Raw genomic sequence first — 4,083 nt, forward strand, 5'->3', positions numbered from 1 at the left:
CGACATCTATCGTAAAGCCTATAAACTAAATTTGGATATGAAAGACCAAAACAAAAAACACGAAAAGGAATTAGAACTACTCAAAAAATCCTGTGAAGACAATCCAAACAATTTTGAATTGATTCAAGAGTTATTAACGCTTCAAAAAAATAAATCTCTGTTAAATAGAAAAAGAGGTTTGAAAGAGGATATAATGAGACGTTTAGAATATTCAATTTAAATTTTTAAAACATGAAGCCAGCAGTTGATAAGTTAATACATAATTTGCTAAATGACAGGTTAGTTTTACTCGAGACTCATTTTAATGCAGATTTTTTTGTTTATTACGGACCAATAGTCGATGGTTATGAAAATAGTTTTTTAAGTATTATAGAAGATTTAGCAAAAGATGATAACAAAAAAGATAAAATTTATGTTATTCTGACTACTTCGGGAGGTAGCGCTGTAGCAGTTGAAAGATATGTAAATATTTTGAGACATCATTACAATGAAGTAAACTTTATAGTTCCAGATTATGCCTATAGTGCAGGCACAATTTTTTGTATGAGTGGTGATAATATCCTTATGGACTATTTTTCTGTTTTAGGTCCTATTGACCCACAAGTTCAAAATAAAGAAGGAAAATGGGTTGCTGCCTTAGGTTACTTAGATAAAGTTAATGAGTTGATAGAAAAAGCTCAAAAAAATGAGTTAACCCAAGCTGAGTTCTTAATTCTTAAAGATATGGACTTAGCTGAGTTAAGAGGATATGAACAAGCTAAAAATCTCACAATAGAATTACTTAAAAAATGGTTGGTTAAGTATAAATTCAAAAATTGGAACACTCATTTAACAACACCAGATTTAAAAGGAAAGCCAGTAACATTAGAAGAGAAAGAACAAAGAGCTAGAGAGATTGCTGACAAATTAAGTGATAGTAATTTATGGAAATCTCACGGTAGGCCAATTAATATTGAAATATTAGAGAGCGATATTTTTCGTTTAAAAATTGATGACTATAGTAATGAAGATTATAGACCATTAATCAGAAATTATTATGACTTATTTTCAGACTATGTTATAAAAAATAGACTGCAAATTTTTATTCACACTCGTAAATTTATATAGTTATGAAAACAAAAATCGACAAACAAGTAGAAGCTGCTATTAAAAAATCTGAAATTAAATTTAAAGGGAGTGAATTAATTGATAAGTATGAAGATGCATTAAAAAAATTTGAAGAGTTAGTTGACAAAGGGGTTGCTAAAAAAAGAGGCAATAATTTGATTTCAATTACTGATTTACACTTACACAAATCATTGTTTAATTCTTCATTATCAGATGAAACAGATTTGATTACAACAAACCTATAAAATATTTGACAGATCAACTATCATATTATATTCATTGTTTTACGCATTTAAAACGAGATGCGAAGAATGGTGGAGCTCCACACAAACCTATTTTATTATTAAGTGTAATCCGTTTATTTGAAAAAGAATTTTTCACTAACAATCAAATTCAAATTTTACCAGAATTAGTCGCTTCTTTCAAATCCATTTGGTCAAAGTTGGTAGTCACCAATCATCATCCAATTTTCGCAATGCCATTTTATCATATGAGTTCCGAGCCTTTTTGGAAATTGACTGTAAATGTAGGTTGTGAGAAGTGGATTGAGTCTAAAAGCTCAATGCGAAGTTTACAAAATTTAACTACTGCCGTAAATTTTGCTTTAATTGAAAACGAACTTGCCGAATTGCTATTAAAACCGGAAAGTCGAGATATTTTGAAAATTTCAGTTTTGGACAAATATTTTTCTGAAACAAAAGTCAATTTTAATATTAACGGGAATGATGATTTACTAAATGTTTCTCTCCTAAATGAAAGTTCAGTGGAGTACAAACGTAAAATTATTGAACTCAAAAATCAGGTAGACGAAAATGTTTTTCAAGAAGAAGTATTTATTCGTAGTGGAATGTTTAAAAGAGAGATTCCAAAAATCTACAACAATACTTGTGCAATTTCAGGCTTACGAATTGATGCAATCACTAATGTTTCTATGGTAGATGCATGTCATATTGTTCCATTCTCAGAAGGGTACGATGATACATTAACTAATGGAATTGCTCTTTGTCCAAATTTACACAGAGCTTATGACAGAGGTTTAATTTCTATTTCTGATAATTACGAAGTAATCTTAAATAAAAACTTTATAGAAAACCATTCTGTGTATAATCTATCCCAATTTGCTGGGACTACAATTATGCTTCCAGATAATTCTAAATTCCATCCTGCAAAAGAAAATCTATATCAACATAGAATGCGTTTTAACTTCTGATTATGTATGTAATGATAAATTTCTCGAAATTTACTTAAAAAGGATGATATTACTGATGAATAGGGTGTAGTTAAACTTTACTATTCTTCATAAAATTTGAAACACACCTTATTATGATACATAGCTACATTGTCATTCTTTAAAAGTATTAGGGCAATTTAAAAACAACTAAATTTTAAGTATCTTAACAATACAAATGGAAACAACAATTAAAGATATAGATTCAATCCAAAATGAAATCACTGAAGAATTCTCTGCGCTTGAAGATCCAATGGATCGATATGAGTACATTATAGATTTAGGCAAAGATTTATTACCGATGTCTGATCAATTTAAAACAGAGCAAAATATAGTAAAGGGCTGTCAATCTACTGTTTGGATGCGGTCTTTTACTAAAGATGGCAGAATCTTTTTTCAAGCAGATAGTGACACTCTTATCATAAAAGGAATTATTGCTTTACTAATCAGAATATTGTCAAATCAGAAACCGGAGGACATTATACATGCTGAGCTTTTTTTTATAGATAAGATAAAACTACGTGCTCATTTAAGTCCACAGCGATCAAATGGATTGAATGCTATCATAAGTCAAGTGAAGGAATATGCGATTGATTTAAGTAAAGAAGGTTAAGAAAGCCTACTCTTTTAAAAATCAATTATTCACCATTCAAACTTTTAAGGAGTGAATATTTTGTTATATTTGCCATTAACAAAGCATTATTTTTAATAAATGCTAAAATATAATATTATGAAGTTATATGCTAAAATTCTAATTCTATTTTTATTTATAAGTATCTCGGGTAAGTCTTTGCTGCATGCACAGCAAACCTATTTTTATCCCTTAAGTTCAAATTTTGAAGAATCTTCCGCTACAGGACCAGATTTAATTGTGATTGAAAACAATGATGGGGAGACAGGCAACTTTGGTGATTTTGATTTGCCGATTACAACTTGCCCAAATGAAGATGTTGTTCCGGGTTATTTCTTTGAGCGGGATGCCGGTTTTGAATTCAGTAATAATGAATTCCTTGATTGTGAATATACCATACAGTTTGCATTTAAATTTGATGATTTAAATAATAATGCCGGCTGGGTAAGGATTATGAGTTTTACTCATGTAGATGATGTAGGTATTTATATTTATCAGTCAGACCCGCCTTCAAATGGCACACTTGATTTTTGGCCCAATGGTTTAGTAGGTGAAGAAGATTTTTTTAATGATACAGATGTTTACCAGTTAACGCTAATCAGGGAATGCAATGGGTTGGTGAATATTTATATTAACGGAGAAAGTTTTGCCGTCTATGATGACAGCCTTTCAATGCAGTATTTACCTCAGGAACCCGACGATTTTATCGTTTTTTTCAGAGATCATCCATCGGTATTGGCTAATGAAGCTTCTCCGGGTTGGGTGAAAAATCTTTATGTTGCTGATTATGCCTGGGATTCATTGACTGTTGCACAATCCTGGGATGAATTTTGCGATGATTTGCTATCCAGTGTTGAAAGTAATCTCATAGCAGCAAAACCTTTAGAGCTTTACCCGAACCCTTCTTCAAAAGAAGTATTTGTTTCTTTACCGGAGCTCATGAGGAATGAAAAATTACAGTTGCGCATCATAGATATGACCGGTCGCACCATCTTTGAACAAAGCCACTTCTCAACAGAAAACATACAGCTGGATATTGAAGGCTATTCCAAAGGTTTGTACTTCATCGAGATTCAGCAAGGCGAAGAAGTCTACAGGGGTAGATTTCAAAAGATGT

General features: G+C 31.2%; 6 protein-coding genes. All 6 read left to right on the forward strand.

All coding sequences use genetic code 11. From position 1 onward, the window contains the following. A partial coding sequence (locus tag EA412_10050) for a DNA phosphorothioation system sulfurtransferase DndC (GenBank protein TVR77811.1) occupies nucleotides 1-220 on the forward strand: 220 nt, incomplete at its 5' end. 11 nt (nucleotides 221-231) lie between these two features. Next, nucleotides 232-1,107, forward strand: a complete 876-nt coding sequence (locus tag EA412_10055; protein TVR77812.1) for a serine dehydrogenasease — start codon at nucleotides 232-234, stop codon at nucleotides 1,105-1,107. 2 nt (nucleotides 1,108-1,109) lie between these two features. Continuing rightward, entirely contained in the window at nucleotides 1,110-1,352 is a 243-nt protein-coding gene (locus EA412_10060) for a hypothetical protein (GenBank protein ID TVR77813.1), read from the forward strand. A gap of 29 nt (nucleotides 1,353-1,381) precedes the next feature. Beyond that, complete coding sequence (locus tag EA412_10065; protein TVR77816.1) at nucleotides 1,382-2,317, forward strand: HNH endonuclease; 936 nt, start codon at nucleotides 1,382-1,384, stop codon at nucleotides 2,315-2,317. A 196-nt stretch (nucleotides 2,318-2,513) separates the two neighbouring features. Then, on the forward strand, nucleotides 2,514-2,948 hold the full coding sequence (locus EA412_10070; GenBank protein ID TVR77814.1) for a SufE family protein: 435 nt from the start codon (nucleotides 2,514-2,516) through the stop codon (nucleotides 2,946-2,948). 117 nt (nucleotides 2,949-3,065) lie between these two features. Then, the coding region (locus EA412_10075) for a T9SS C-terminal target domain-containing protein (protein ID TVR77815.1) at nucleotides 3,066-4,083 on the forward strand (1,018 nt) is incomplete at its 3' end.

It is taken from the genome of Chitinophagaceae bacterium, from assembly GCA_007695095.1.
GTDB lineage: Bacteria > Bacteroidota > Bacteroidia > Chitinophagales > REEL01 > REEL01.

Coding starts and splice junctions, on each gene's coding strand:
- EA412_10055 (TVR77812.1), top strand. CDS start 232: ATGAAGCCAGCAGTTGATAAGTTAATACATAATTTGCTAAATGACAGG.
- EA412_10060 (TVR77813.1), top strand. CDS start 1,110: ATGAAAACAAAAATCGACAAACAAGTAGAAGCTGCTATTAAAAAATCT.
- EA412_10070 (TVR77814.1), top strand. CDS start 2,514: ATGGAAACAACAATTAAAGATATAGATTCAATCCAAAATGAAATCACT.